This window comes from Pseudomonas sp. GD03903 (assembly GCF_029840045.1).
In the GTDB taxonomy this organism is placed as follows: Bacteria; Pseudomonadota; Gammaproteobacteria; order Pseudomonadales; family Pseudomonadaceae; genus Pseudomonas; species Pseudomonas pseudonitroreducens.
The window spans coordinates 236,973-262,157 of sequence record NZ_JAOCBT010000006.1 but is presented as its reverse complement, the minus strand read 5'-3'; the positions used below and the strand labels follow the sequence as shown (position 1 = coordinate 262,157).

Here is a 25,185-nt window from a genome sequence, read left to right as displayed (position 1 = left end):
CGAAGGTGCCACGGGCGAATGGGTCTTTTCCAGCGTTGCTTTTAGTTGGCGACGATATTGACCAGCTTGCCCGGCACCACGATGACCTTGCGAATGGTCAGGCCGTCGGTGAAGCGCAGGACATTTTCGTTGGCACGGGCGGCTGCCTCGACTTCCTCGCGGCTGGCGCTGGCGGGCATTTCGATGTGGCCACGCAGCTTGCCGTTGACCTGTACCACCAGTTGCAGGCTGTCCTGCACCAGGGCGGCTTCGTCGACTTGCGGCCAGCTGGCGTCGATCACGGCGCCGTCCTTGCCCAGCTCTTCCCAGACCACGTGGCAGATATGCGGGGTGATCGGGGCCAACAGCAGGGTGACGGTTTCCAGGCCTTCCTGCAGCAGGGCGCGGTCGGCGGCGGATTCGGCCGGGGCCTTCTCCAGCACGTTCATCAGGGTCATCACGGCGGCGATTGCGGTGTTGAACTTGTGGTGCTGGCCGACATCCTGGCTGGCCTGACGGATCGCCAGGTGGATGGCGCGGTGGATGGCCTTCTGCGCATCGTCCAGCGCGGACTTGTCCACGGCGCCGGCAGGGCCTGCATTGACGTGGGCCTGGGCCAGACGCCAGACGCGGCGCAGGAAGCGGTTGGCGCCTTCGATGCCGGAGTCGGACCATTCGCAGCTCATGTCCGGCGGCGAGGCGAACATCATGAACAGGCGGCAGGTGTCGGCGCCGTAGGCGTCGATCATGGCCTGCGGGTCCACGCCGTTGTTCTTGGACTTGGACATCTTCTCGGTGCCGCCGATTTCCACCGGCAGGCCATCGGTCTTCAGGCGTGCGCCGATGACCTTGGCCTTGGCGTCACGCTCGACTTCCACGTCCGCCGGGTTGAACCATTCCTTGCCACCATTGGCGGCAACGCGGTAGTAGGTCTCGGCGACCACCATGCCCTGGGTCAGGAGATTCTTGAACGGCTCGTCGGAGTCGACCAGGCCTTCGTCACGCATCAGCTTGTGGAAGAAGCGCGCGTAGAGCAGGTGGAGAATGGCGTGCTCGATGCCGCCGATGTACTGGTCGACCGGCAGCCAGTAGTTGGCGGCCTTCTTGTCCAGCATGCCGTCTTCGAATTGCGGGCAGGCGTAGCGGGCGAAATACCAGGACGACTCGACGAAGGTGTCCATGGTGTCGGTTTCGCGCTTGGCCGGCTGGCCGCATTTAGGGCAACTGCACTCGTAGAACGACGGCAGCTTGGCCAGCGGCGAACCGGCGCCGTCCGGTACGACGTCTTCAGGCAGGACTACCGGCAGTTGGTCGGCTGGCACCGGCACGTCGCCACAGCTGTCGCAGTGGATGATCGGGATCGGGCAGCCCCAGTAGCGCTGGCGGCTGATGCCCCAGTCGCGCAGGCGGAACTGGGTGCGCTGCTGGCCAAGGCTCTTGGCGGCGAGATCGGCGCCGATGGCGTCGAACGCAGCCTGGTAGCCCAGGCCATCGTATTTGCCGGAGTTGACGGTGATGACGCTGTCGTCCTTCAGGCCGTACCACTCTTTCCAGGTGCCGGCTTCGAAGTCGTTGTCGCCTTCGACTTTGGCGATGACCTGGACGATCGGCAGGCCGTACTTGCTGGAGAACTCGAAGTCGCGCTCGTCGTGACCCGGAACCGCCATCACGGCGCCTTCGCCGTAGGTCATCAGGACGTAGTTGGCGATCCACACCGGCAGTTTGTCGCCGGTCAGCGGGTGTTCGACGAACAGGGAAGTGGCGACGCCTTTCTTCTCCTGGGTGGCGATGTCGGCTTCGGCGACGCCGCCGCGCTTGCATTCGTCGATGAACGCCTGCAGCGACGGATCACGCTCGGCGGCCAGGGTGGCCAGCGGATGCTCCGCGGCCACGGCGACGTAGGTGGCGCCCATCAGGGTGTCCGGACGGGTGGTGAAGACCTTCAGCTGGCCGGCTTCACCGATGGAAGCCTGGTCGTAGGGGAAGGCGATCTCCATGCCGCGGGACTTGCCGATCCAGTTGCGCTGCATGGTCTTGACCTGTTCCGGCCAGCCCGGCAGATCGTCGAGGCTGGACAGCAGCTCTTCGGCGTAGGCGGTGATCTTGAAGTAGTACATCGGGATTTCGCGCTTTTCGATCAGCGCGCCCGAACGCCAGCCACGGCCGTCGATGACCTGCTCGTTGGCCAGTACGGTCTGGTCCGCCGGGTCCCAGTTCACGGTGCCGTTCTTGCGGTAGATCACGCCCTTCTCGAACAGGCGGGTGAACAGCCACTGTTCCCAGCGGTAGTAATCCGGCTTGCAGGTGGTGACTTCGCGGGACCAGTCGATGGCCAGGCCCAGGCTGTTGAGCTGGGCCTTCATGTAGGCGATGTTGTCGTAGGTCCAGGCTGCCGGTGCGACGTTGTTCTTCATCGCGGCGTTTTCCGCCGGCATGCCGAAGGCGTCCCAGCCCATCGGCTGCAGGACGTTCTTGCCCTGCATGCGGTGGTAGCGGCTGATCACGTCACCGATGGTGTAGTTGCGCACATGCCCCATGTGTAGCTTGCCGCTCGGATACGGGAACATCGACAGGCAGTAGAACTTCTCCTTGGCAGCGACTTCGTCGACGCGGAAGGAGTTGTGTTCATTCCAGTAGGTCTGGGCCTGGGATTCGATCTCGAGAGGCTGGTATTGCTCGTGCATGGCGCGATTTGAACCTGTACGGAAGAGAATTGTGTGGCCGGGGAGGTCGAGTGGCTCTCCGCTCCACCGACCCCTGAGAAGACACGGGTCGGGCGGCTACAGAAAGCCTCGTAGCATACATGACCCCACCCTCAGTCGGTAGCCCGCGCCGTTTGTCGCACGCTCGGTGCCCGCTGGGGTGGCCCGCTAAGCTTTGCCTGAGGGCGGGAGGTTTCCGCCTGTCTTGAGGTGACTGATGGCTGAGCTGCATCGCGCAAGTGCTTCGGGTTCCGGTCTGTATGAACGGTTGTTGCAACGACTCGCGCTGGCTCTGGATGAAGCCGATACCGCCGAGCGACTACGTGACGAATGCCCCATGGAGCTGGAGTTGCGCGGCCTGAGCGAAGCGGAAATGGCGCTGATCCGGGCTTATCTCGAGCAGGATGTGAACTGGTTGCGCGGCTGGCATGCTGCGGCTGAAGAGTTGGCATTGCTCGAGCGCTCGTCTTCCCGCGCCCCGCGTCCGGTACGTCATCCCGTGCCGCCGAGCCGCCCGCGCCTGGTGCCTCGTCCGCAATCGCTGCAATGCGCGCTGTGTGGCTCGCCGGTGGCCTGGAGTCGCCACCAGGGTGTGCTGCCCTGCACCTCCTGCGGTTCACAGCTGTTCCGCAACGCGAAAGCACGCTGAGCGTTTCCCGATCCGTTAGGCTTGGCGCCTCGACAAGGAGTCGCCAATGCCTATCCGCTTCATCCTCAAACAGATTTTCATGCCGCCGGGACTACTCCTGCTGTTGTTGCTGCTGGGCTTCATGTTGCGCCGGCGCTATCCGCGTTTTTCTCTTTTCTGCTTCTTTTCCGGGTTCCTCGGCCTGCTGCTGATGAGCCTGCCGGTGACGGTGGAGTGGGGCGCGCGACAGCTGGAACAGCAGGAGCCGCTGAAGCAGACGGACTGGGCGGGGTTGGCGCAGCACGCTGATGCCATCGTGGTGCTGGGTGCCGGCCGAGTGCGCGGGGATCGTGCCTGGGACGAGGACCAGCCCGGCCTGATGGCCCGCGAACGTATTCGCTACGCGGCCCGCCTGGCCAAGGCCAGCGGCCTGCCGGTACTGGTCTCTGGCGGTCTGCATTACTACACGCCGCCTTCCGAAGCGCGGATCATGGCGCAGAGCCTGCTGGACGACTATGGCGTGCCGGTGCGCTGGGAGGAGGGGCGTAGCCGCACGACCTGGGAGAATGCGCTGTTCAGCGCGCAGATGCTGCGCGAGGCCGGTATCCAGCGAGTGGTATTGGTCACCAGCGCCATTCACATGCCGCGTTCGATCTGGAGCTTCGAGAAGGCCGGATTGGAAGTGCTGCCGGCGCCTGCGGGCTACATCGGTACGGATGATGTGGTGCCCATGGGCGGCTGGCTGCCGGAAGGCCGGGCGATCTGGCAGAGCGGGCAATTGCTCAACGAGGCGATCGGGCTGGTGGGGTATCGGTTGTTTTACCGATAGCTGGCTTTAGGTAGGAGCGGACTTCGTCCGCGATGGTTTCAGGCGCGAGGCGGACCGATCGCGGACGGAGTCCGCTCCTACGCAGGTTTTTGCCTTATCCCAAGAAGAAGGGCCTCGCAATGAGGCCCTTTTTCGTGGGAGTCAGCCGAACAGTCGGCGTTCTTCCGGGTGCGTGCGACGGCGTACCAGGGCCCACACCAGCAACACGGCGCTGAGGATCGCCAGCGGCCAGACGCGCCACTTCAGGTAGGGCGTCAGGCCCTGCATCGGTACCACTTCGCCGTGCAGCACGCCTTGCTGGAACTGCGGGATCTGTACTGCCAGCTTGCCGAACGGGTCGATCAGCGCGGTGACGCCGTTGTTGGTGCCGCGGACCATCCAGCGCCCGGCTTCCAGGGCACGCATCTGCGCCATCTGCAGGTGCTGCAACGGGCCGATGGAGGTGCCGAACCAGGCGTCGTTGCTGATCGTCAGCAGCAGTTGGCTCTGTGCGGCGAGCTCGGCGGCGAATTCCGGATAGACCACTTCGTAGCAGATGTACGGTGCCACGGAATAGCCCTTGGCCTTGAGCAGCGGCTGGTCGGCCGGACCGCGGGCGAAGTCGGACATGGGCAGATCGAAGAAGGCGATCAGACCGCGCAGCACGTCCTGCAGCGGAACGTATTCGCCGAAGGGCACCAGTTTCTGCTTGAGGTAGTTGCCGCCGCCTTCGCCGACCACGGTGATGCCGTTGTAGTAGCGGATGCCCTCGGCAGTCTTCTCGCGCACCGGCACGCCAGTGATGAGTGCGGCCTTCTTGGCGCTGGCGACGCCGTTGATCATCTCCAGGTAGCCGGTGGCCTGGTCCTTGAGCACCGGCACGGCGGTTTCCGGCCAGACGATCAGGTCAACGCCGCTCTGCTCGGCGGTCAGGTCGCGGTACAGCTCCAGCTGGTGAGTGATGGCTTTCGGGTCCCACTTCATTTCCTGGGCGATGTTGCCCTGCAGCGCGGCGACCTTCAGCGCTGCTCCGGCGGGGCTGGTCCAGGCGTGGCCTTTGTAGCCCAGCCCCACGGCCCAGGGCGCGATCAGCAGGATCAGGCCGGCGACCAGGCGCGCCGGGCGTCGGCTCAGTGCCGGGATATTGATGATCAGCGCAGCGCTCAGGGCAATGGCGAACGACACCAGCCATACGCCGCCCAGGGGGGCGAGGCCGGCCAGCGGACCTTCCAGCTGGCTGTAGCCAGCGTAGAGCCAGGGGAAACCGGTGAGGAACCAGCTGCGGAACAGTTCCAGCACCACCCACAGCGCGGCGAAGGCCAGCGCATCGCTGATCGGGGCGTTGTTGCGGCGCAAGAAGCGCGCCCAGACCCAGGCCGGCAGGGCGAAGAAGAAGGCTACACCGGCACTGAAACCGGCCACCAGGAAGCCGGCCAGCGGCCCGGAGGCGCCGCCGAAGTTATGGATGCTGAAGTAGATCCAGCTGGTGCCGGCGATGAAGGCGCCGAAGCCGTACCACCAGCCGCGCCACAGTGCCGAGCCAGCGGTGGTACCACGCAGGCCGAGGTAGAACAGGGCCAGCGACAGCACCGCCAGCGGCCAGTAGCCGAACGGTGCCAGGAACAGCGGAGTGAGCGCGCCGGCGGCCAGGGCGAGCAGATGGCCTGGCAGGCCGGGGCGGGTGATCCAGCGCATCGGAAATCCTTGTTGCGTTTTAGCGATGCGCAAGAGTAATGGAGAGACGAACGGTAGGCTATGGGGATGAAAGCCAAAAGCCATGAGCCGACTGCGGCAGGGTGTTGCAGGAAAGGTCCGAGCTGATTGTAGGAGCGAGCTTGCCCGCGAACGACCCCGCGCCGGAGTTGGTTCGCGAGGCCGAATCCGTTCCCTGCGGATAACGGCATTTCCCACATCCCTGTGGGGCGCAAGCTCGCTCCTGCCTGGCCTACCCCTTAGTCTTGCAGCGGGGTGAGGCGCAGCAGGTGCAGTCGGCGACTGTCCGCGTTGAGCACGCGGAAGCGGAAGCCGCCCAGCTCGGTGGTTTCGTTGCGCTTGGGCAGGTGACCGAAGGCGCTCATCACCACGCCGCCGACGGTGTCGAACTCCTCGTCGGAGAACTCCGCGCCGAAGAAGTCGTTGAAGGCTTCCACCGGGGTCAGTGCCTTGACGATGAAATCGCCGCTGGGCAGTGGCTTGATGTAGCTGTCCTCCTCGACGTCGTGCTCGTCCTCGATATCGCCGACGATCTGCTCCAGCACGTCCTCGATGGTCACCAACCCCGCCACGCCGCCGTACTCGTCGATGACGATGGCCATGTGGTTGTGGTTGGCACGGAACTCGCGCAGCAGCACGTTGAGTCGCTTGGATTCCGGGACGAAGGTGGCCGGCCGCAGCAGGTCCTTGATATTGAAGGCGTGTGCGTTGTCGTGAAGGATCAGCGGCAACAGGTCCTTGGCCAGCAGCACCCCCATGACGTCGTCCAGGCTCTCGCCGACCACGGGGTAGCGCGAGTGCGCCGCCTCGATGATCGCCGGGAGGAACTCGCGCGGGGTCTGGGTGGCCTTGATGCTGATCATCTGCGAGCGCGGCACCATGATGTCGCGGACCTGGAGGTCCGCTACCTGGATTGCGCCTTCGACGATGGACAACGCTTCGCTGTCGAGCAGCTTGTTGTCGTGGGCTTCGCGCAGCAGCTCGAGGAGCTCCTGGCGGTTTCTCGGCTCATGGGCAAAAGCCTGGGTGATCTTGTCCAACCACGACTTGTGCCCATTGCTCGATCGGTCTTCGCTCATCATTCCTGCTCAGTGGCTTTTATTCTTCATCGGCCGCGTACGGGTCGGGGTGACCCAGTTCGGCCAGCAATTCCCGTTCCAGACCTTCCATATCCTCGGCTTCCACATCGTCGATGTGATCGTAGCCGAGCAGGTGGAGGCAGCCATGGATGACGAGGTGGGCCCAGTGGGCCTGCACGGACTTGCCCTGTTCGGCGGCCTCGCGGGTGACCACGGGGGCGCAGATCACCAGGTCGCCGAGCAGCGGGATATCCAGCAGCTCATCGGGAACATCGGCGGGGAAGGACAGTACGTTGGTGGCGTAGTCCTTGTGCCGCCAGGTCTTGTTCAGTTCGCGCCCTTCGGCTTCGTCCACCAGGCGGATGGTGAGTTCAGAATCATTCTGGCGCTGGCGCAGGGCCAGTTCGCACCAGGTTCTGAACTCGGCCTCGCTCGGCAGGCCGGCCGCTTCGGAGGCGACCTGCAGGTCCAGTTCAAGCATTCTTGTTGCCCTGGCCTTCTATGCCGGTCAGACGGTTCTCATAGGCGTCGTAGGCGTCGACGATGCGCTGCACCAGCGGGTGGCGCACGACGTCCTTGGACTTGAAGTGGGTGAAGCTGATGCCGGGGACGTCGCGCAGCACTTCCATCACATGCTTGAGCCCCGAGCGGGTGCCCTTGGGCAGGTCGACCTGGGTGACGTCGCCGGTGATCACCGCGGTGGAGCCGAAGCCGATCCGGGTGAGGAACATCTTCATCTGTTCCATCGTGGTGTTCTGGCTTTCGTCGAGGATGATGAAGCTGTTGCTCAGCGTGCGGCCGCGCATGTAGGCGAGCGGCGCGACCTCGATGACCTGGCGTTCGATCAGCTTGGCCACGGTCTCGAAGCCGAGCATCTCGTACAGCGCGTCGTAGAGCGGGCGCAGATAGGGGTCGATCTTCTGCGACAGGTCGCCGGGCAGGAAGCCGAGCTTCTCACCGGCTTCCACCGCCGGGCGCACCAGCAGGATGCGGCGGATCTGCTCACGCTCCAGGGCGTCCACGGCGCAGGCGACGGCGAGGTAGGTCTTGCCGGTGCCGGCCGGGCCGATGCCGAAGTTGATGTCGTGGTCGAGGATCGCCTTGACGTAGCGCTGCTGGTTCGCGCCGCGCGGACGGATGTGTGCCTGGCGGGTCTTGAGCGTCACCAGCGGGACGACGGGCTCGACGGCGAGTTCTTCCAGGCCGGACTCCTGCAGGAACAGGTGCACCAGGTCGGGTGTCATCTCGGTGCCGTTCTGCACTTCGCGGTAGAGGCGCTGCAGGAGGTTCTCGGCGGCCTGGGTGCGCTCGGGGTCGCCGACCAGTTCGAACTGGTTGCCGCGGTTGCGGATCTCGATGCCGAGGCGCTTCTCGATCTGGTGCAGGTGTTCGTCGAACTGGCCGCACAGGTTGGCGAAGCTGCGGGCCTCGAAGGGCTCGAGCATGAATCGATGGATATCCAGGGGGGCGTTCAAGGGCTGTCTAGGTCGCCGTGCTGCAAAGGGAGATGGTCGAAGAATAACCCCCGGCGAGCGAGTACGAAAGTTCAGTCGCCAACGGGGGATTCAACGGTCGAGGTTCAGTGACGTGCTTCCACCAGGGTCGCGCGCAGGGAATTGGGCAGTGCCTCGTAGATTTCCACGTCGACGAACTGGCCGATCAGGCGCGGATTGTCGCAGCGGAAGTTGACCACGCGGTTGTTCTCGGTACGGCCCTGGAGCTGGCCGGGGTCGCGCTTAGCGTAGTCGGTGACGAGGATGCGCTGGATGCTGCCGACCATCCGTCGGCTGATCTCGAAACCCTGCTGGTTGAGGCGGCTGTTGAGGATTAGCAGGCGCTGCTTCTTCACTTCGTCGGGGGTGTCGTCCACCAGGTCGGCGGCCGGGGTGCCCGGGCGCGAGCTGTAGATGAAGGAGAAGGAAAAGTCGAAACCGACGTCTTCCACCAGCTTCATGGTCTGCTCGAAATCCTTCTCGGTCTCGCCGGGGAAGCCGATGATGAAGTCCGAGCTGATGCAGATGTCCGGCACCGCGGCCTTCAGCTTGCGGATGCGCGACTTGTATTCCAGCGCGGTGTGGTTGCGCTTCATTGCCGCGAGGATGCGGTCGGAGCCAGCCTGCACCGGCAGGTGGACGAACTTCACCAGCTGCGGCACCTCGGCGTGGGCGGCGATCAGCGAGTCGGAGAACTCCAGCGGGTGCGAGGTGGTGTAGCGGATGCGCTCGATGCCATCGACCTCGGCGACCACGCGGATCAGTTCGGCAAAATCGGCGATGCGGCCGTCGTGGGTCTGGCCACGGTAGCCGTTGACGTTCTGGCCCAGCAGGGTCACTTCCTTCACGCCGTTCTCGGCCAGGTGGATCACTTCGGCCAGCACGTCGTCGAACGGCCGGCTGACTTCCTCGCCACGGGTGTAGGGCACCACGCAGAAGGTGCAGTACTTGCTGCAGCCTTCCATCACCGAGACGAAGGCCGTCGGGCCGTTCACCTGTGGCTCGGGCAGGCGGTCGAACTTTTCGATCTCCGGGAAGGACACGTCCACCTGCGGTTTGCGTGTGGTGCGGGCGGCGTCGATCATTTCCGGCAGGCGGTGCAGCGTTTGCGGGCCGAAGACTACGTCGACGTAGGGCGCTCGCTCGCGAATCGCCGCGCCTTCCTGGCTGGCCACGCAGCCGCCGACGCCGATGACCAGGTTCGGGTTCTGTTGCTTCAGCGTGCGCCAGGCGCCCAGTTCGGAGAACACCTTCTCCTGGGCCTTCTCGCGGATCGAGCAGGTATTGAGCAGGATGACGTCGGCTTCTTCAGCCTTTTCGGTGATTTCCAGGGCCTGGTGTTCACCCAGCAGATCGGCCATGCGCGAGCTGTCGTACTCGTTCATCTGGCAACCGTGGGTCTGGATGAAAAGCTTCTTGGCCATGGAGTCTTTCTTGGTCTGGTTAAAAAATGACCGCGCATTATAAGCCCGAGGCGAGTCGTCTGCCACCGGCTGGGGCAGGGGCCGGCCTGGAGGTCGCGCGGCTGTGCTATGCTGCGTGCCCTTTTTGCAAAGCTGTCATCCTTCGTTCATGAGCAAGCGCGAGAACCCGATCTACAAGGTGGTCTTCCTCAACCAGGGCCAGGTGTACGAGATGTACGCCAAACAGATCTACCAGAGCGATCTGTGGGGCTTCCTGGAGATCGAGGAGTTCGTCTTCGGCGAGCGCACCCAGGTAGTGGTCGACCCCAGCGAGGAGAAGCTCAAGGCGCAGTTCGATGGCGTCATCCGCAGCTTCGTGCCGTTGCACTCGATCATCCGCATCGACGAGGTGGAGCGCCTGGGTACCGCGAAGATCAGCGATGCCAAGATCACCGGCAACGTGATGCCGTTCCCCATGCCGATGCCGAGCAAGGACAGCTGATTCATCACTTCGTAGGAGCGAGCGTGCTCGCGAACCGCCCGACGCCGACATCAGCCGAATAGCCCTGTTCGCGAGCAAGCTCGCTCCTACAGGGAGTGGTGTTTGGCGTGTGGCTCAGGGCAGCGGCGAGAACGGCGAGTTGCCGGCGGTCTGCAGTTCGATCAGGTAGTTGCGGAAGATCTGCCCGAGCACCTTGGTGGCGATGTCCAGCTCGTCCTTGTTCATCTGCTCGGCGACCAGGTCGGCACTGTCCATGGCGTCTTCGGCGCCGTTGACCGCGGCCATCTTCAGCACGATGTAGGCCTGCACATTGTTGGCTTTCACACCTTCACCACGGAAGAACATGGTGCCCAGGCGCAGCTGTGCATCGGCGTGGCCCTGCAGCGAAGCCTTCTCGTACCAGTGCAGGGCGGCCTGGAAGTCGCGCGGGGCGCGTTCGCCGGTATAGAAGAATTCCCCCAGTTCGAACTGTGCCTGTGCGTCGCCGGCATTGGCGGCCTGCTGGCAGCTGGCCAGGGCCTGCTGCAGCTGTTCGGGCACGGTGTTCAGGGTGCAGCGCCCGGTGGCTGGAATCAGCAGCGAGTTGCCGCCCGCCTGAGTGAACAGGGGCAGTGCGAGCAACAGGCAGCCCAGCAGCGTGCGACCAGAACGGTACATGGGGAGAAACGGCCTCCAGGATCGGGGCGGGTAAAACCCGGCCAGCGAAATGCGCCAGCCTTCACATTATGAAATAAGCCGGCGCCTCCTTACAAAGTCTTTACCTTCTTTTCTGTTTTTTTGCTGGAAACGGCTACGGCGGCGGGGGCGGTGTAACGCCAGGATAAAGCCCCGAAAGCCTCGGGGCAGAGCGCAGGGCGCCCGGATGGGCGCCCTGCGTGGAGCGGCTTACTTGAGGGCGGCGAATGCGCGCTCGGCGGCGTCCAGGGTCAGTTTCAGCTCGGTTTCGCCGTGGGCGATGGAGGTGAAACCGGCCTCGAAGGCGCTCGGAGCCAGGTAGACGCCGGCATCCAGCATCAGGTGGAAGAAGCGCTTGAAGCGTTCCGCATCGCTGGTCATCACGTCGTCGAAGGTGACGATGGCGTCGGCGCCGGTGAAGTACAGGCCGAACATCGCGGCGCCCGCCTGGGTGGTCACGAAGGGGATGCCGGCAGCGTCCGCGCGCTCCTGCAGGCCTTGTAGCATGCGGGTGGTGTAGGTGGTCAGCTCGTCGTGGAAGCCGGGGCGGCTGATCAGGCGCAGGGTGGTCAGGCCGGCGGCCATGGCCAGCGGGTTGCCCGACAGGGTGCCGGCCTGGTAGACCGGGCCGAGCGGGGAAATCTGCTCCATGATCTCGCGCTTGCCGCCAAAGGCGCCCACCGGCATGCCGCCGCCGATGATCTTGCCGAAGGTCGACAGGTCCGGGGTGATGCCGTAGTGCGCCTGGGCGCCGCCGAGGGCGACGCGGAAGCCGGTCATCACTTCGTCGAAGATCAGCACCACGCCGTGCTTGTCGCACAGGCTGCGCAGGCCTTCGAGGAAGCCCGGCGCGGGCGGCACGCAGTTCATGTTGCCGGCGACCGGTTCGACGATGATGCAGGCCACGTCCTTGCCGACTTCGCCCAGGGTCTTCTCGACGGCGGCGATGTCGTTGTAGGGCAGGGTCAGGGTGTGCTTGGCGAAGGCTGCCGGCACGCCGGGAGAGTTCGGCACGCCGAAGGTCAGGGCGCCGGAGCCGGCTTTCACCAGCAGGCTGTCGGAGTGGCCGTGGTAGCAGCCCTCGAACTTGATGATGCTGTCGCGGCCGGTGTAGCCACGGGCCAGGCGGATGGCGCTCATGGTGGCTTCGGTGCCGGAGCTGACCATGCGCACCATGTCCATGGACGGCACCAGCGAGCAGACCAGATCAGCCATTTCCACTTCCAGCGCGGTCGGCGCGCCGTAGGACAGGCCGTGGTCGAGCTGCTTGCGCACGGCATCGAGCACGTCCGGGTGGCTGTGGCCGAGGATCATCGGGCCCCAGGAACCGACGTAGTCGACGTAGCGCTTGTCATCCTCGTCCACCACGTAGGCGCCTTCCGCGTGCTTGAAGAACAGCGGGGTGCCGCCGACGCTCTTGAACGCGCGCACCGGCGAGTTCACGCCACCGGGGATGTGTTTCTGGGCATTGGCGAAAAGCGTTTCGGAACGGGACATGGTGTACCTCGCGAAGCTGTGAAGGGCCGGGCGCGTGGGCGCTCAGCGGGTTTCGAAGAGTTGGCTGAAGGCGCGTGCGCGCTGTTCGACTTCGGCCGGGGAGTCGGCGGCGAACAGCGCGTGGATCACGGCGATCATGTCGGCGCCGCGGGCGATCAGCTCGGGCGCGTTATCCAGGGTCACGCCGCCGATGGCCACCAGCGGCACGTTGAAGCGGGCCTTGGCCTGCTCCAGCAGTTCGAGGCTGGCGGCGGATGCGCCGGGCTTGGTCTGGGAGGCGAAGAAGCGGCCGAAGGCGACGTAGCTTGCCCCTTCGGCGATGGCTTTCTCGGCCAGCTCGAGGCTGGCGTGGCAGGTGCCGCCGATGACGGCATCGCGGCCAAGCAGGGCGCGAGCCGCGGCCAGCGAGCCGTCTGTCTGCCCCAGGTGCACGCTGACGCCCAGGCGCGCGGCCAGTTCGGCGTCATCGTTGATCAGCAGCGTGGCGCCATGGCGCGCGCAGAGATCGCGCAGGGCCTCGGCTTCGCGCAGGCGGCGCGAAGCGTCGTCGGACTTGTCGCGGTACTGCAGCAGTTTGGCGCCGCCCTTCAGGGCGGCTTCGACGTAAGGCAGCAGGCGGCCGCCGTCGAGCAGTTGGCTGTCGGTGATGGCGTAGAGTCCGCGCAGTTTCATCGGTGCCTCGATCATTGGTGCGGTTGAATCAGTGGCAGTAGTCCAGCGGCAGCCGGCGTGGAACGTACTGGCCGTGGCCAGGGGCTTCCGCGTCGCGCAGGGTGCGCCAGGTGTAGTCCAGGGCGCTGCGTACCGCGCTCACCAGTTCCTCGCCCAGGGCCAGGCGGCCGGCAAGCGTACTCGCCAGGGTGCAACCGGAGCCGTGGTAGCTGCCGGGCAGGCGCTGGCAGGTGAAGGTGTGGCGCTGGCCTTCACGGGTGTACAGGCGATTGTGCACTTCGGACTCGTCGCCATGGCCGCCGGTGATCAGCAGGGTCTGGATATACGGCAGCAGCTTGTCGGCGCACTCGTCCGCGGTGCCCTCGGGCAGTTCGGCGAGGATGCGCGCTTCCGGCAGGTTCGGCGTGGCCACGGCGGCGATCGGCAGCAGGCGTTCGCGCATGGCGTAGCCGACGTCGTCCTTGCCCAGCGAACCGCCGCCACCGGCGCGCAGCACCGGGTCACAGACCAGCGGGATGCCCGGCAGGGACTGCATGATCTCGACGACGGTATCGACCATCTGCACCGAGCCGAGCATGCCCAGCTTGACCGCGGCCACCGGCAGGTCGGCGATCACGGCGTTGGCCTGGGCCAGCACCCACTCGCGGTCGAGCACGCGGAAGTCGGAAACGTTGACGGTATCCTGAACGGTCAGTGCGGTGACGGTAGGCGCCGCGTGGCAGCCTTGGGCGATCAGGGCTTCGATATCGGCCTGCAAGCCGGCGCCGCCACTGGGATCGTGACCGGACAGGCAGAGCACTACGGGACGGGAGGCAGGTGTTTTCATGGCGCGGGAGCTTATCACCAAAATGCGCCGCTGAGCTGACCGAACGGTCCATTGCGCAACGCCCGGCCGTTGCCTGGCCGAATGGTCGAATGCCACGGGGCACAAGGCCTGTGCTAGAGTTCGCCGATTCCAACACAACGCCTCCACGGCGCGCCAAAGCGGGAGATGGGGATCTCCGGCGCGGCTGTCGGTGGCACTGCGGGGCACCATGCGGCACTGGCTGATCTTCCTGATCCTACTCATCCTCTCGCCAGTGGCGAGCGCCATCAGCTTCGATGAGCACGTCGGGCAATTGCCCCTGGGGCGGGCGATGGACGTCTTCGAGGACGTGCGCGGCACCGCCGATATCGCCGAGATCAGCTCGCCGGCGCTGGCCGCCAGTTTCCGCCGGCATGAGCGCGACGTGCTCAACGCCGGTTATTCGCGCTCGGTGTTCTGGCTGCGCCTGGACCTGGATTATCAGCCGCAGGTCTCGAAAGATCCGGCCAACTGGCTGCTCGAACTGGCCTATCCGCCGCTGGACAAGCTCGAGCTCTACCTGCCCGATGGCAATGGTGGCTTCAAGCTGGCCCAGCGCACCGGCGACACGTTGCCGTTCGACAGCCGGCCGATCCGCCAGAACAACTACCTGTTCGATCTCAAGCTGGAGCCGGGCAAGCCGCTGCGCGTCTACCTGCGCCTGGAAAGCCAGGGCTCGATCCAGGCGCCGCTGACGCTCTGGTCGCCCAAGGCCTACCTCGAGGAACAGCCGCAGCGCATTTATGTGCTGGGCATCATCTATGGCGTGCTGCTGGTGATGCTGATCTACAACCTGTTCATCTTCCTCAGCGTGCGTGACACCAGCTACCTCTATTACATCCTCTATATAGCCTCGTTCGGTTTCTACCAGATATCGGTCAACGGTGCGGGCATCGAATACTTCTGGCCGAACAACCCCTGGTGGGCCAACGCCTCCACGCCGTTCCTGATCGGTTCGGCCGGGCTGTTCGGTTGCCAGTTCGCGCGCAGCTTCCTGCACACCCGCGAGCACAGCCTGTGGATCGATCGCATCCTGCGCGTGCTGATGGCCGTCGGCGCGCTGGTGATGGTGCTGGCGCTGACCGTCAGCTACGCCGTCGCCCTGCGCCTGGCCACCTACCTTGCGCTGGCCTTTACCGTGGTGATCTTTGCCGCCGGCATCCTCGCCTGGCTGCGCGGCATGCGCGTGGCGCGCTACTTCATCTTCGCCTGGAGCGCCTTCCTGCTTGGTGGGGTCATCAACACGCTGATGGTGCTGGGCTTTCTGCCGAACGTCTTCCTCACCATGTACGCCAGCCAGATCGGTTCGGCGCTGGAAGTCGGCCTGCTGTCACTGGCCCTGGCTGACCGTATCAATGCGATGAAGGAAGAGCGCACGCGGATCCTCCAGGAAACCAGTCGCAAGCTGGAGCAGTTGAACCTGGAACTGGCCAGCAGCAACCGCCTGAAGGATGAGTTCCTCGCGACTGTCACCCACGAGCTGCGCACTCCCATGAGCGGGGTGATCGGCTCGCTGGAGCTGATGCAGACCGTGCCGATGGATGTCGAGCTGGGCCAGTACCACAAGACTGCCACCGGTTCGGCGCGGGACATGATGCGCATGGTCAACGACATCCTCGCGCTGATCGAGCTGCAGGCCGGCAAGCTCTATCCGCGCCGCGAACCGTTCAGCCTGCGCGGCCTGTGCGATGGCCTGCGTGCGCAGTACGCGCCGCGCGCCGAGGAGCGCGGGCTGCGCTTTGTCCTGCAGCTGGACGAGAGCCTGCCCGATACCCTCGAGGGTGATGCCGGCAAGCTGACCCAGGCGCTGGGTTACCTGATCGACAATGCCATCAAGTTCACCCACCAGGGTGGTGTCAACCTGCGTGTGGGTGGCGTGCCGGGCAAAGAAGGGCTGGCCTTGCGCATCGAGGTGCAGGATAGCGGCATCGGTTTCTCCACCCCGCCGGATGGCGCGCTGTACCAGCGCTTCTTCCAGCTCGATGGTTCGCTGACCCGCGAATACGGCGGCCTGGGTATCGGCCTGGCGTTGTGCCGCAAGCTGGTTGCATTGCTGGGCGGCACCTTGACCCACGAATCCGTGCCAGGGCAGGGCAGTCGCTTTGCCCTGGAACTGCAGGTCGGCCAGCCGGTGCAGAACATTGCCCCGCCGCCGCGCCGCGCGGGCGGCCAGGTGTTGCGCGGCCCGGACCAGTGCACGGTGCTGGTGGTGGAAGACAATGCCATCAACCAGTTGGTCATCCGCGGCATGCTGCTCAAGCTCGGTTACCGCGTGCGCACTGCCGATAACGGCGCCGAAGCCATCGAGTTGCTGCGCCGGGAAACCATCGACACCGTGCTGCTGGACTGCCAGATGCCGGTGATGGACGGTTTTGCTACCTGCCGGGCGATCCGCACGCTGCCGGGTTGCGCCGATCTGCCGGTGCTGGCCATCACCGCCCATAGCCACAGCGGCGACCGCGAGCGTTGCCTGGCGGCCGGGATGAGCGACTACATGGCCAAGCCGGTGAAGTTCGAGGAGCTGCAGGCGCTGCTGCATGACTGGCTGCTGTGCCAGCCGGCGCTGCCCAGTCACGCCTGAGGCTGGACTATGCGTAGGAGCGGACTTCGTCCGCGATAGGTTCGCATCGCGCCGGATAGCATCGCGGACAGAGTCCGCTCCTACGCGATGACAAATCCCTCTGCCGGGCCAAAGAAAAACGCCGCGATCCCTTTCGGCATCGCGGCGTTTGTGTTTCAGCGAGCGGTCAGGTTCAGACCTTGACGACCCAGCCTTCCGGGCCTTCCACGTCACCCTTCTGGATGCCGGTCAGCTCCTCGTAGAGGCGACGGGTCACCGGGCCGACGTCTTCGCGGCTGAAGAACACGTGCAGGTTGTCCTTGTACTGGATGCCGCCGATCGGGGTGATCACCGCGGCGGTGCCGCAGGCGCCGGCTTCCTTGAAGCGCGCCAGGTCGTCGATCTGCACGTCGCCTTCGACCACTTTCAGGCCCAGGCGCTGTTCGGCCAGTTGCATCAGCGACAGGCGGGTGATGCCTGGCAGCACCGAGCTGGAGCGCGGAGTGACGAATTCGTTGTCGTGGGTGATGGCGAAGAAGTTGGCGGAGCCCACTTCCTCGATGCGGCTGTGGGTGGCCGGGTCGAGGTAGATGCAGTCGGCGAAGCCGTCTTTCTTGGCCTGCGCGCCCGGCATCAGGCTGGCGGCGTAGTTGCCACCGACCTTGGCGGCGCCGGTACCGTTGGGCGCGGCGCGGTCGTAGGTGGAGATCACGAAGTCATGGGGCTTCATGCCGCCCTTGAAGTACGCGCCAACCGGGATGCAGAACACCGAGAAGATGAACTCCGGAGCCGGGCGCACGCCGATGTTGTCGCCCACGCCGATCACGAACGGACGCAGGTACAGGGCACCGCCGGAACCGTACGGAGGAATGAAGCGTTCGTTGGCGCGGACGACCTGGCGGCAGGCGTCGATGAACTGCTCTTCCGAGACTTGCGGCATCAGCACGCGAGCGCAGCTGCGCGCCATGCGCGCGGCGTTCTGGTCCGGGCGGAACAGGTTGATCGAGCCGTCCTTGCAGCGGTAGGCCTTCAGGCCTTCGAAGCACTGCTGGCCGTAATGCAGGGCCGAGGAGCCTTCACTGATATGCAGGGTGTTGTCTTCGGTCAGCTTGCCGTCGTCCCACAGACCATCGCGCCAGTGGGAGATGTAGCGGAAGTCGGTCTTGATGTAATCGAATCCGAGCGTGCCCCAATCGATGTCTTTCTGTTCCATGGTTGCCTCATTCAATGGGATTACCTGCGGCTGCCGCGAGCCGTGCAAGGCCGGCGAGCATCCGGGCAGAGTGTTTGGCGGGCTCTGGCGGCGGGCTGCCCGAATCGGCGGGGATTCGGGCGTGCGGCGGGAACGGCGTTCTCCGCGGGATGGTCACCGCCAGGACTCCATCAAGACTTGCCATGATACCGGCGATATTCGCGGCTGTGGGCCCCTGCTGGCGAATATCGCTGCCATCAGTCGCATCGACCGCTTGAAGGCTGAGGTTCAGGCGATATCGGCTGAGCGGGGCGACATCGCATGGCTTCCACTGTTTCAGGTGAAATGACCAGGTTTCCTGAATGTCATTTCACCTGGTGAATATCATTTGCTCAGTCTGCTGGCGTGGCGACGCTCTGTGGGAACAGCGAGCGGCTGATGAAGCGGGCGGTCTCATGCAGGCTGGTGCCGATCTGCTCCAGCTTTTCGCGGTCGTGCTGGGCGCTGATGCCGATGCCGGAAATGATGAAGCGAGGCTGGCGGTCGTGGTCGATGATCGCGCTGGCGACCATGCTGACGCCGCGGTAGAGGTGGTCCAGGTCGATGGCCCAGCCGCGTTCCAGGGTGGCGCTGGCGCCGCTGCAGTACTCCTCGAAGCTGGGTGGATTCTCCCAGCGCACACGGGTCAGGCGGCGGCGCAGTTCATCCTCGGGAAGGTTGCGCAGGCCGGCAATGCAGCGCCCGGCGGCGCCCGCCAGTTCGGGCAGGCGCGAGCCGATGGCGACGTTGACGTGCGCCACGGTAGGTGCGGAGACGGCGATCACGCGGATGTGCGCGTCGTCGGTCACCTGCCACAGGGCGATCAGGATGTGGTGGTTGGTGCTCAGGCGCTCCAGTTCCGGCTGGATCAGGTCGGCGTAGCTGCGGCCGATGAAGCTGACTGCCAGCTCCGACAGGCCCAGGCCCAGGCGGTAGGTCTTGGTCTCGTTGTCGAACGAGGTCAACTGCTCGTTGCTCAGCGTGCGCAGGATATTGAAGGTCGTGCTCGGGCTGATGCCGGTGGCGCGGGCGATGGCGGTCGCGCCCTCGGGGCCTTCGGCGTTGGCCAGGTGGCGGAGGATCTGGATGGCGTTCACCACGGCGCCGACATCCTTGGCGCTGCCGGTGCGTTTGCTGCTGGCTTCTTCGACGGTCTTTTCAGTGGTCATATTCTGTATTCTGATTGACATTCAGTATTGTGAATGTATTCTGACCCTGCGACGCCTGCAACGGCTTCCGTGAAGCTGGCTTGGCATGGGCGGTAACGCACTTTGCAACAAAGGCAGAACAAGAACAAAGGAGAAACCTCGATGGTGGATTTCCCCGACCACAGCATGCCAGGGCCCGAGGCGCAGTACCTCGCGTTTCTCGCCCAGGGTCGTTTCATGTTGCAGCGCAGCGCCTCCACCGGCCGGCACGTGTTCTACCCGCGCACCCAGGTGCCCGGCAGCGGCGAAACCGACCTGGAATGGGTCCCCGCCAGTGGCCTCGGCACTCTTTATGCCCTGACCGTCAACCGCGCCCGCAGCGGTGACTACAACGTCGCGCTGATCGACCTCGATGAAGGTGTGCGCATGATGTCGCGCATCGAAGGGCATCTCAGCCTGCCCATCGGCACCCGCGTCAAGGCGCGCATCGCCCAGCAGGAAAGCGGCGCCGTCGTGGTCTTCGAACCTCTCGCGGAGGTGCCAGCATGAGCCAGCTCCTGCGCGGCAAGACCGCCATCGTCGGTATCGGCAGCGCCGGTATCGGCGAAGCCCACGGCTACAGCGCCATGGAACTGCTCGGCCAGGCCTCGATGAAAGCCATCGCCGATGCCGGGCTAGCGCTCTCGGACATCGACGCGGTGTTCTCGGCCACCAGCTCCCACGCCTTCCCGACCCTCTCGGTCTGCGAGTACCTGGGTATCAAGCCGAAGTTCGTCGATGGCACCAACGTCGGCGGCTCCAGCTTCGAGCTGCATCTTCTGCAGGCGACCCTGGCCCTGGAGGCCGGCCTGTGTGACGCAGCGCTGATCTGTTACGGCTCCAACCAGCGTACCGCGGGCGGCAAACTGGTATCGATGAGCGAGCCGCAGTGGCACGAAACGCCCTACCAGCCGCGCCACCCGATCACCGCCTACGCGCTGGCGGCCAGCCGCCACATGCATCAATACGGCACCACCCGCGAGCACCTGGCCGAAGTGGCCGTGGCCGCGCGGGGCTGGGCCAACCTCAATCCCGAGGCCTTCGCCCGTGGCCCGCTGAGCATCGATGAGGTGCTTGCCGCACGGATGGTCAGCGACCCGCTGAGCAAGGCCGACTGCTGCCTGGTCACCGATGGCGGCGGCGCCTGCGTGATGGTGCGCGCCGACCGCGCGCGGGACCTGCCCAAGGCGCCGATCTACTTCCTCGGCGCCGCCGGCGCGCAGTGGCACCGCTCCATCGTGGCGATGCCCGACCTCACCGTCACTGCCGCTTCCGAGAGTGGCCCGCGCGCCATGCAGATGGCCGGCGTGCAGCACGCGGACATCGACCTGGTGATGGTCTACGACGCCTTCACCATCAATACGATCCTGTTCCTCGAAGACCTCGGCTTCTGCCCGAAGGGCGAGGGCGGTCGCTTCGTCCAGGGCGGGCGCATTGCCCCTGGCGGCGAGCTGGCGGTGAACACCAACGGCGGCGGGCTGTCCTGTGTGCATCCGGGCATGTACGGCATGTTCCTGATCATCGAGGCGGTCACCCAGTTACGCCGACAGGCCGGAGAGCGCCAGTTGAAAAAGGCCGATATCGCCCTGCTGCACGGCAACGGCGGCACCTTGTCCAGCCAGGTCACCGCGCTGCTCGGCACCCAGAACGTGCTCTGAAATCCGGGCAAGACGCCCTCCCGGTGGCCACCTGCGACAAGCGGGCGGCCCGCCGTGGACGCGTTCGCCCTCGCGCCGGCACGCCAGCGTCCGGCATCCGTCAATGTTTCAGGTGGAACGTCATGTCAGTGAGTCACTTGCAACACACCGGCTTCTCCAGTCTTACCCCCCTGGTGCAGCCGCGCTCGGTCGCCGTGGTCGGCGCCTCCAGCGACCCGCATCGCATCGGCGGTCGCCCCATCGCCTACATGCTGCGTAACGGTTTCAGCGGTCGCATCCTGCCGGTGAACCCCAACCGCAGCGAAATCCAGGGCCTGCCGGCCTACGCCAGCGTCGATGCGCTGCCCGAGGCGCCGGACGTGGCGATCATCGCGGTGCCGGCGCCGCAGGTGCTGGAGACCGTCCGGGCGCTGGGCCGCAAGGGCGCGCGCAGCGCCATCGTGTTCTCCTCCGGCTTCAGCGAAGTCGGCGAGGAAGGCGTGGCCATGCAGGACGCCATCGTCGAAGCTGCCCGCGCGGCCAACATGCGCCTGCTGGGGCCGAACGCCCTGGGCGTGTTCAACGCCAACCTGGGCTACTACGCCTTCTTCTCCACCAGCCTGGAGCGCGGCATCCCGCTGGCCGGGCGGGTCGGCATCGCCACCCAGTCCGGCGCCTACGGCGCACACCTGCTGGGCCTGTCGCGGCAGCGCGGGCTGGGTACGCCGATCTGCGTCGCCACCGGCAACGAGGCCGACGTCACCCTGGGCGATGCCATCGGCTGGCTGGTGGAGTCGCCGGACATTGATGTGGTGATGGCCTACGCCGAATCCATCCGCAACGTCGACAGCTTCCTCGCCGCCCTCGAAGCGGCCCATCGTGCCGGCAAGCCGGTGATCCTGCACAAGGTCGGGCGCAGCGAGCTGGGCGGTCGTGCGGCCATGTCGCACACCGCCTCCCTGGCCGGTGACGACAAGGTGCTCGACGCGGTGCTGGCCGACTACGCCGTGGTCCGCGCGCGCACCACCGAGGAGCTGGTGGACATCGCCTACCTGGCCACCCAACGCATCTACCCGGTGAACAACAGCCTGGGGATGATCACCGTCAGCGGTGGCGCCGGGATCATCGTCAGCGACGCCGCCGAGGATTTCGGCCTGCCCATGCCGCCGATGCCGGAAGCTGCCCAGGCGCGCCTGAAGCAGCGCCTGCACTATGCCTCGCCGCTGAACCCGGTGGACTGCACCGCCCAGGCGCTCAACGACCTGAGCCTGGTGCACGACTTCACCGAGTCGATGGTGGTGGACGGCGGCTATCGCTCGCTGATCGCCTTCTTCACCCAGGCCGGTACCGCCGCCTCCATCGGCCCGCGCCTGGCCGAGCAGTTCGCGCGGATCAAGGCCGATCACCCGGACCGCCTGTTCGTGGTCTCGGTAATGGGCGAGGGCGAGGAGCTGGTGCCGTACCAGAACGCCGGCTTCGCCCTGTTCGAGGACCCGACCCGTGCCGTGCGCGCCATCCAGGCCATGGGCCAGTTGGGCGAAGCATTCGCCCGGCCGCTGCGCAGGATTCCGCTGCCCGGCGGGGTCGAGCTGCCGGCCAGCACGCCCGGTGAGGCGGAAGCCAAGCAATTGCTGGCGCGCGCCGGCATCGAATCGGCGCCCGAGCGTGTGTTGAAGAACGCTGCGGAAGCCGCTGCGTTCGCCGAACAGATCGGCTTCCCGGTGGTACTGAAAATCGCCTCGGCGGACATCCTGCACAAGTCGGAAATCGGCGGTGTGCTGCTCAACGTCGGCAGCGCCCAGGCCGTGCGCGAGGGCTATGACCTGCTGCTGCAACGCGCTGCCGAACACGCGCCGAACGCTCGCCTCGACGGCGTGCTGGTGGCGCGCCAGCTGCAGGGCGGCGTCGAGTGCTTCATGGGCATCCAGCGCGACCCGCAGTTCGGTCCGGTGGCGGTGTTCGGCCTCGGCGGCATCTTCGTCGAGGTGCTCAAGGACGTGGTGTTCCGTCGCTGCCCGTTCGGCGTCGACGAGGCCGAGCAGATGATCCGCAGCATCAAGGGCGCGCCGCTGCTGCTGGGCGCCCGTGGTCGCCCGGTGACCGATATCAAGGCCCTGTCGCGGGTGCTTGCGCAGCTCTCGCAATTCGCCGCAGAAGCCGGCCCGCGCCTGCGCTCGGTGGACCTCAACCCGGTCTTCGCCATGCCTGAAGGGCAGGGCGCCTGGGCCGCCGACGCGGTGCTGGAAGTGGAGGAGGTGGCCCATGGCGCTGAATCCTGAGCACCTGCTGAACTACCCGATCCCGGAAGTACGCCAGCGCTTCAGCCGTCACGACAGCGCCTTCTACGCACTGTCGGTCGGCCTCGGCGCAGACCCGATGGACGAGCACCAGCTGACCTTCGTCGACGCCAACCGCGACCTCCAGGCGCTGCCTTGCATGGCGGTGGTGCTCGGCCATCCCGGCTTCTGGCTGGGCAACCCGGACACCGGCGTCGATGCCCTGCGCCTGGTCCACGGCGAGCAGAGCATCGAATGGCTCAAGCCGCTGCCGGTGGAGGGCGAAGTGATCGGCCGCACCCGCGTCACCGGGCTGGTCGACAAGGGCGCCGGCAAGGGCGCGCTGCTCTACAGCGAGAAGGTCGTCAGCGATGCCGAAAGCGGCGAGGTGCTGGCGATTGCCCGCGGCACCACCTTCCTCCGCGGCGATGGCGGCTTCGGCGGCGACAGCCAGTCGCTGAGCCAACCGCACCGTCTGCCCGAGCAGGCGCCGGACCTGGTCATCGACCTGCCGACCCGCCCCGAGCAGGCGCTGCACTACCGCCTGAACGGCGACGACAACCCGATCCACGCCAGCCCCGCGGCGGCGGCGCGCGGTGGTTTCCCACGGCCGATCCTGCATGGCCTGTGCACCCTCGGCGTGGCCTTCCACGCATTGCTGCGCGGTTACGCCGATTACCGCGCGGAGCGTTTTGCCCACCTGCAGGTGCGCTTCTCCGCACCGGTATTCCCCGGCGAAACCCTGCGTACCGAAATCTGGAATGACGGCTCCTTCCGCACCCGCGTCGTCGAGCGCGACGTGGTGGTGCTGGACAACGGCCGCGTGCGCCTGACCCCGGAGATGGGAGAACACGCCGGGCGGGCCTAGCGCGACGACGACCTCAACCAACCTGCGAGAACAACAACAATGAACGCACCCGACAGCTTGGCCCAGCGTGCCGCGATCCCGCGGCGGACCCTGGTGATCGCCTTCCTCTTCTGCTTCCTGGGTCTGCTTGCCGATGGCGCCGACCTGATGTTCCTCGCCTACAGCCTGAACAGCCTCAAGGCGGAGTTCGGCCTCTCCAACTTCGAGGCCGGCTCGCTGGGCAGCATCACCCTGGCCGGCATGGCCATCGGCGGCATCTACGGTGGCTGGGCGTGCGACCGCTTCGGCCGGGTGCGGGTGGTCACCTGGACCATCCTGGTGTTCTCCCTGGGCACCGCGCTGCTCGGGCTGGCGCACAACTTCTGGGCCTTCGCGCTGATCCGCTTCGTTTCCTCGCTGGGCCTGGGCTCGCTGTTCGTCGCCTGCAACATCCTGATGTCCGAGTTCGTCACCGCCAGGTACCGCACCACCATCCTGGCGACCATGCAGGCCGGCTGGACCGTCGGCTACCTGGTGGCGACCGTGCTCGCCGGGCAGATCATCCCCGACTACGGCTGGCGCGCGCTGTTCTTCACCGCCATCGGCGCGGCGCTGATCTGCCTGGCGCTGCGGCCCTGGGTACCGGAATCGCCGTCCTGGCTGGCAGCCCGTGCACAACGGCTGCAGCAGGCCGGCAGCAACCGCCAGCAGAGCGCGCCCAGCGGCGGCATGCGCCAACTGCTGGTCGATCCGTCCACCCGGCGCATGTTCCTGCTATGGAGCATCACTTCGTGCTTCCTGCTGTTCGGCTACTACGGCACCAACAACTGGATGCCCTCGTACCTGGAAAGCGAGCTGGGCATGAACTTCAAATCCATGACCGGCTACATGGTCGGTACCTACACCGCGATGATCCTCGGCAAGGTGCTCGCCGGCATCGCTTCGGACCGCTTCGGCCGCCGCGCCACCTTCGCCGCCGGGGCCATCGGCACCGCCATCTTCATGCCGGTGATCGTGTTCTGGCACACCCCGGACAACATCGTCTGGATCCTCGCGCTGTTCGGCTTCATCTACGGCGTACCGGTTGGCGTACTCGCCACCTACATGACCGAGAGCTTCTCCACCCAGGTGCGCGGCGCCGCCGTGGGCACCTCCTACAACCTCGGCCGCATCGGCGCGGCGGTGGCCCCGGCGGCCATCGGCCTGCTGGCCTCGCACGTGTCCATCGGCGCCGGCTTCCTGGTGATGGGCATCACCTACGTGATCACCGGCCTGATCCCGGCACTGCTGATCCCCAACCGCCTGTATGACCCGAACCGCGAAGCGCGCACAGCGCAGCCCGGCACACCCGCACGTGCGTCGACGCACAGCGCTGCCCGCCCGCTGGGCCAACCCGTTACCGAGGAAAGCCTGCGATGACCGATCTCACTTGCGCTGCCAATCCGCCCGGCC

21 protein-coding genes are annotated in these 25,185 nt (G+C 65.8%); 9 read left to right on the top strand and 12 right to left on the bottom strand.

Annotated elements, in window-relative coordinates:
* Positions 1–41 precede the first annotated feature (41 nt).
* Entirely contained in the window at positions 42–2,663 is a 2,622-nt protein-coding gene (leuS, locus tag N5C91_RS12125) for a leucine--tRNA ligase (protein WP_279829869.1), read from the bottom strand.
* A 235-nt stretch (positions 2,664–2,898) separates the two neighbouring features.
* On the opposite strand from leuS, the gene N5C91_RS12120 reads away from it, so the two are divergent.
* Positions 2,899–3,330, top strand: coding sequence for a hypothetical protein (locus tag N5C91_RS12120; protein WP_236172440.1), 432 nt, complete (start codon positions 2,899–2,901; stop codon positions 3,328–3,330).
* Between the two features lie 46 nt (positions 3,331–3,376).
* The gene (locus N5C91_RS12115; protein WP_279829866.1) at positions 3,377–4,138 is read left to right on the top strand and encodes a YdcF family protein; all 762 of its coding nucleotides are present in this window, start codon (positions 3,377–3,379) and stop codon (positions 4,136–4,138) included.
* A 141-nt stretch (positions 4,139–4,279) separates the two neighbouring features.
* On the opposite strand, the gene lnt is transcribed toward N5C91_RS12115, so the two are convergent.
* The 5 genes from lnt to miaB form a co-directional block, all read right to left on the bottom strand.
* Positions 4,280–5,812 carry an apolipoprotein N-acyltransferase gene (lnt, locus tag N5C91_RS12110; protein WP_236172442.1) on the bottom strand — a complete coding sequence of 511 codons (1,533 nt, stop codon included), beginning with the start codon at positions 5,810–5,812 and terminating at the stop codon, positions 4,280–4,282.
* A 257-nt stretch (positions 5,813–6,069) separates the two neighbouring features.
* Positions 6,070–6,909, bottom strand: coding sequence for an HlyC/CorC family transporter (locus N5C91_RS12105; protein ID WP_169942182.1), 840 nt, complete (start codon positions 6,907–6,909; stop codon positions 6,070–6,072).
* Positions 6,910–6,928: 19 nt separating this feature from the next.
* Positions 6,929–7,390 carry an rRNA maturation RNase YbeY gene (ybeY, locus tag N5C91_RS12100; RefSeq protein ID WP_279829861.1) on the bottom strand — a complete coding sequence of 154 codons (462 nt, stop codon included), beginning with the start codon at positions 7,388–7,390 and terminating at the stop codon, positions 6,929–6,931.
* Positions 7,383–8,384, bottom strand: a complete 1,002-nt coding sequence (locus N5C91_RS12095) for a PhoH family protein (protein ID WP_279829859.1) — start codon at positions 8,382–8,384, stop codon at positions 7,383–7,385. The genes ybeY and N5C91_RS12095 overlap by 8 nt, the downstream gene beginning before the upstream one ends.
* Before the next feature lie 104 nt (positions 8,385–8,488).
* Positions 8,489–9,826, bottom strand: a complete 1,338-nt coding sequence (miaB, locus tag N5C91_RS12090) for a tRNA (N6-isopentenyl adenosine(37)-C2)-methylthiotransferase MiaB (RefSeq protein WP_236172445.1) — start codon at positions 9,824–9,826, stop codon at positions 8,489–8,491.
* A 148-nt stretch (positions 9,827–9,974) separates the two neighbouring features.
* On the opposite strand from miaB, the gene N5C91_RS12085 reads away from it, so the two are divergent.
* Positions 9,975–10,307 (top strand): DUF1820 family protein, encoded by a 333-nt coding sequence (locus N5C91_RS12085; protein ID WP_054906781.1) that lies wholly within the window; start codon positions 9,975–9,977, stop codon positions 10,305–10,307.
* Between the two features lie 114 nt (positions 10,308–10,421).
* Here the strand turns inward: N5C91_RS12085 and N5C91_RS12080 are convergent, their stop codons facing one another.
* The 4 genes from N5C91_RS12080 to N5C91_RS12065 all read right to left on the bottom strand — a co-directional run bounded on the left by N5C91_RS12080 (position 10,422) and on the right by N5C91_RS12065 (position 13,977).
* Complete coding sequence (locus tag N5C91_RS12080) at positions 10,422–10,964, bottom strand: tetratricopeptide repeat protein (protein WP_017521798.1); 543 nt, start codon at positions 10,962–10,964, stop codon at positions 10,422–10,424.
* A gap of 228 nt (positions 10,965–11,192) precedes the next feature.
* Positions 11,193–12,479, bottom strand: a complete 1,287-nt coding sequence (hemL, locus tag N5C91_RS12075) for a glutamate-1-semialdehyde 2,1-aminomutase (RefSeq protein WP_279829854.1) — start codon at positions 12,477–12,479, stop codon at positions 11,193–11,195.
* Between the two features lie 42 nt (positions 12,480–12,521).
* Positions 12,522–13,151, bottom strand: coding sequence for a thiamine phosphate synthase (gene thiE / locus N5C91_RS12070; protein ID WP_279829852.1), 630 nt, complete (start codon positions 13,149–13,151; stop codon positions 12,522–12,524).
* A gap of 28 nt (positions 13,152–13,179) precedes the next feature.
* Positions 13,180–13,977: a hydroxymethylpyrimidine/phosphomethylpyrimidine kinase gene (locus N5C91_RS12065; RefSeq protein WP_279829850.1), complete on the bottom strand. Its 798-nt coding sequence runs from the start codon at positions 13,975–13,977 to the stop codon at positions 13,180–13,182.
* A gap of 208 nt (positions 13,978–14,185) precedes the next feature.
* Between N5C91_RS12065 and N5C91_RS12060 the strand changes: the two genes are divergently transcribed.
* Complete coding sequence (locus tag N5C91_RS12060; RefSeq protein WP_279830030.1) at positions 14,186–16,576, top strand: hybrid sensor histidine kinase/response regulator; 2,391 nt, start codon at positions 14,186–14,188, stop codon at positions 16,574–16,576.
* Positions 16,577–16,748: 172 nt separating this feature from the next.
* Here N5C91_RS12060 and N5C91_RS12055 read toward each other — a convergent pair whose 3' ends face one another.
* Both N5C91_RS12055 and N5C91_RS12050 read right to left on the bottom strand, forming a co-directional pair.
* Complete coding sequence (locus tag N5C91_RS12055) at positions 16,749–17,768, bottom strand: branched-chain amino acid aminotransferase (protein WP_279829848.1); 1,020 nt, start codon at positions 17,766–17,768, stop codon at positions 16,749–16,751.
* A 371-nt stretch (positions 17,769–18,139) separates the two neighbouring features.
* Positions 18,140–18,955 carry an IclR family transcriptional regulator gene (locus tag N5C91_RS12050; RefSeq protein ID WP_236200573.1) on the bottom strand — a complete coding sequence of 272 codons (816 nt, stop codon included), beginning with the start codon at positions 18,953–18,955 and terminating at the stop codon, positions 18,140–18,142.
* Positions 18,956–19,096: 141 nt separating this feature from the next.
* Here N5C91_RS12050 and N5C91_RS12045 point away from each other — a divergent pair, with 141 nt between their 5' ends.
* The 5 genes from N5C91_RS12045 (at position 19,097) to N5C91_RS12025 (ending at position 25,152) form a co-directional block, all read left to right on the top strand.
* Positions 19,097–19,483, top strand: a complete 387-nt coding sequence (locus N5C91_RS12045) for an OB-fold domain-containing protein (RefSeq protein WP_279829846.1) — start codon at positions 19,097–19,099, stop codon at positions 19,481–19,483.
* Positions 19,480–20,631: a thiolase gene (locus N5C91_RS12040; protein ID WP_279829844.1), complete on the top strand. Its 1,152-nt coding sequence runs from the start codon at positions 19,480–19,482 to the stop codon at positions 20,629–20,631. Before N5C91_RS12045 ends, N5C91_RS12040 begins: the two co-directional genes overlap by 4 nt.
* Positions 20,632–20,753: 122 nt before the next feature.
* A complete protein-coding gene (locus N5C91_RS12035) occupies positions 20,754–22,889 on the top strand; it encodes an acetate--CoA ligase family protein (protein WP_279829842.1) in 2,136 nt (711 codons plus the stop codon).
* Complete coding sequence (locus N5C91_RS12030; protein WP_279829840.1) at positions 22,873–23,754, top strand: MaoC/PaaZ C-terminal domain-containing protein; 882 nt, start codon at positions 22,873–22,875, stop codon at positions 23,752–23,754. Before N5C91_RS12035 ends, N5C91_RS12030 begins: the two co-directional genes overlap by 17 nt.
* 39 nt (positions 23,755–23,793) lie before the next feature.
* On the top strand, positions 23,794–25,152 hold the full coding sequence (locus tag N5C91_RS12025; protein ID WP_279829838.1) for an MFS transporter: 1,359 nt from the start codon (positions 23,794–23,796) through the stop codon (positions 25,150–25,152).
* Positions 25,153–25,185: the final 33 nt, after the last annotated feature.

Coding starts and splice junctions, on each gene's coding strand:
- leuS (WP_279829869.1), bottom strand. CDS start 2,663: ATGCACGAGCAATACCAGCCTCTCGAGATCGAATCCCAGGCCCAGACC.
- N5C91_RS12120 (WP_236172440.1), top strand. CDS start 2,899: ATGGCTGAGCTGCATCGCGCAAGTGCTTCGGGTTCCGGTCTGTATGAA.
- N5C91_RS12115 (WP_279829866.1), top strand. CDS start 3,377: ATGCCTATCCGCTTCATCCTCAAACAGATTTTCATGCCGCCGGGACTA.
- lnt (WP_236172442.1), bottom strand. CDS start 5,812: ATGCGCTGGATCACCCGCCCCGGCCTGCCAGGCCATCTGCTCGCCCTG.
- N5C91_RS12105 (WP_169942182.1), bottom strand. CDS start 6,909: ATGAGCGAAGACCGATCGAGCAATGGGCACAAGTCGTGGTTGGACAAG.
- ybeY (WP_279829861.1), bottom strand. CDS start 7,390: ATGCTTGAACTGGACCTGCAGGTCGCCTCCGAAGCGGCCGGCCTGCCG.
- miaB (WP_236172445.1), bottom strand. CDS start 9,826: ATGGCCAAGAAGCTTTTCATCCAGACCCACGGTTGCCAGATGAACGAG.
- N5C91_RS12085 (WP_054906781.1), top strand. CDS start 9,975: ATGAGCAAGCGCGAGAACCCGATCTACAAGGTGGTCTTCCTCAACCAG.
- N5C91_RS12080 (WP_017521798.1), bottom strand. CDS start 10,964: ATGTACCGTTCTGGTCGCACGCTGCTGGGCTGCCTGTTGCTCGCACTG.
- hemL (WP_279829854.1), bottom strand. CDS start 12,479: ATGTCCCGTTCCGAAACGCTTTTCGCCAATGCCCAGAAACACATCCCC.
- thiE (WP_279829852.1), bottom strand. CDS start 13,151: ATGAAACTGCGCGGACTCTACGCCATCACCGACAGCCAACTGCTCGAC.
- N5C91_RS12065 (WP_279829850.1), bottom strand. CDS start 13,977: ATGAAAACACCTGCCTCCCGTCCCGTAGTGCTCTGCCTGTCCGGTCAC.
- N5C91_RS12060 (WP_279830030.1), top strand. CDS start 14,186: ATGCGGCACTGGCTGATCTTCCTGATCCTACTCATCCTCTCGCCAGTG.
- N5C91_RS12055 (WP_279829848.1), bottom strand. CDS start 17,768: ATGGAACAGAAAGACATCGATTGGGGCACGCTCGGATTCGATTACATC.
- N5C91_RS12050 (WP_236200573.1), bottom strand. CDS start 18,955: ATGACCACTGAAAAGACCGTCGAAGAAGCCAGCAGCAAACGCACCGGC.
- N5C91_RS12045 (WP_279829846.1), top strand. CDS start 19,097: ATGGTGGATTTCCCCGACCACAGCATGCCAGGGCCCGAGGCGCAGTAC.
- N5C91_RS12040 (WP_279829844.1), top strand. CDS start 19,480: ATGAGCCAGCTCCTGCGCGGCAAGACCGCCATCGTCGGTATCGGCAGC.
- N5C91_RS12035 (WP_279829842.1), top strand. CDS start 20,754: ATGTCAGTGAGTCACTTGCAACACACCGGCTTCTCCAGTCTTACCCCC.
- N5C91_RS12030 (WP_279829840.1), top strand. CDS start 22,873: ATGGCGCTGAATCCTGAGCACCTGCTGAACTACCCGATCCCGGAAGTA.
- N5C91_RS12025 (WP_279829838.1), top strand. CDS start 23,794: ATGAACGCACCCGACAGCTTGGCCCAGCGTGCCGCGATCCCGCGGCGG.